The 1,244-nt window shown below is 39.5% G+C and carries 3 protein-coding genes; all 3 read right to left on the bottom strand.

What is annotated here, in order from left to right:
• Nucleotides 1–204 precede the first annotated feature (204 nt).
• Nucleotides 205–498 (bottom strand): hypothetical protein, encoded by a 294-nt coding sequence (locus HMPREF3047_RS00685; protein ID WP_070461582.1) that lies wholly within the window; start codon nt 496–498, stop codon nt 205–207.
• Nucleotides 449–679: a hypothetical protein gene (locus tag HMPREF3047_RS11215; protein WP_141743141.1), complete on the bottom strand. Its 231-nt coding sequence runs from the start codon at nt 677–679 to the stop codon at nt 449–451. The genes HMPREF3047_RS00685 and HMPREF3047_RS11215 overlap by 50 nt, the downstream gene beginning before the upstream one ends.
• Nucleotides 680–912: 233 nt before the next feature.
• On the bottom strand, nt 913–1,244 hold a 332-nt coding region (locus tag HMPREF3047_RS00680), incomplete at its 5' end, for a hypothetical protein (RefSeq protein WP_070711902.1).

Below are 1,244 nucleotides of genomic sequence, written 5' to 3'. Positions count from 1 at the left end.
GGATTTAAAGCCGAAGCCGGCTTCAACGGATAAGAGGACGGCACCCTGCTGTCCGGTTTGGTTTTTAAGGGCGTCGGCCACTTTGCCGACGCCATCGGCCAGTTGGTAGGCTTGGGCGCCGGCGGCCAGGGTTTGCAGGGCGCGGGTGCGGTCGTCGGCTGGTTGCGGCAATTGGCGTGCAAAATCCTCAGCTGCATTCTGTGCTTACTCGATACTCTGTACGGGAAAAAATATCTTACCCCACGGCATATCGTTTTCTTCAAAGATACTTTCAAGACGATCGATAAAGGCGGGATTTACGGCATTATCGTCTTCTGCGCTGTTTACCACTTCGGGATCAAAGTATTTAAAATAGAACACCTCTCCCTCGGAGGTAAGGTTAATATGTGTAAGCCAATGATAAATCCAGGCAACATCAAAATCGTATCCTTTTGATTCAAGATCATAATTAGGATTGTAATAAGCAAGATTCCGGCAATACATCCCAGATGTCTTCATCCGTAATCTCTTTCTGCGGCCAAAATTCCATCCATCTCAAGGTAAACAGCCGGTAAATAATCTCTACTGTTTCCTGCCAATCAAGCCCTGAATTGGGAAGGTCTACTGGTTCTGTATCAATAAAAGCTAATTTTCGAAATACATCCTGAATAGCAGATGCTTGTCGTTCGTTCATTCTCATAATACATTACCTTTTATTTATAATTGGAAATTTCAATTTTAAATTTTCGTTATTATTTAGCGATCGTATGGCCGAGTTCTTATGGATTTCTACCGTTGCTGTAGTGGGTAGGGTATCTTTGCCAGCATATCCGGCAGGACGGTAAACAATTGTGTCGTTTAGTGTCGCAACTCTCCAGCAATCTTAAATACTTTAGGTAACATTTTAATAAAACAAGTAAGATTAATCATTTTTTAAGAATGCATTAAGGATGCAATAGGAAATAGTGGATTATTCTCATCCCATTCTACCCCATGCTCAATAAATATGGATTCTAATGTTTTTATGAAAGGAGTATTTAATTCAAATTTCTTTCCATTCCACTCCTCAAATGCCTCAGGAATATATTTTATTATTAAATCTAGCCCCTTTTTTGTTAATATAATCTCTCCCCAATACCACACTCCATTATCCTTACCAAAAGGATTTTGTTTTGCTAGTTTATGACAAAAACCTAGAATATCTTTTTCTGTTTCCAAATTAACAGGCTCAAGAATTGCTAATTGACATATTAATAATCTATATA

This window comes from Neisseria sp. HMSC075C10 (genome assembly GCF_001815615.1).
In the GTDB taxonomy this organism is placed as follows: Bacteria; Pseudomonadota; Gammaproteobacteria; order Burkholderiales; family Neisseriaceae; genus Neisseria; species Neisseria subflava_A.
The sequence above is the reverse complement of the archived record's forward strand: the minus strand, read 5'-3'. Positions and strand labels throughout refer to the sequence as shown.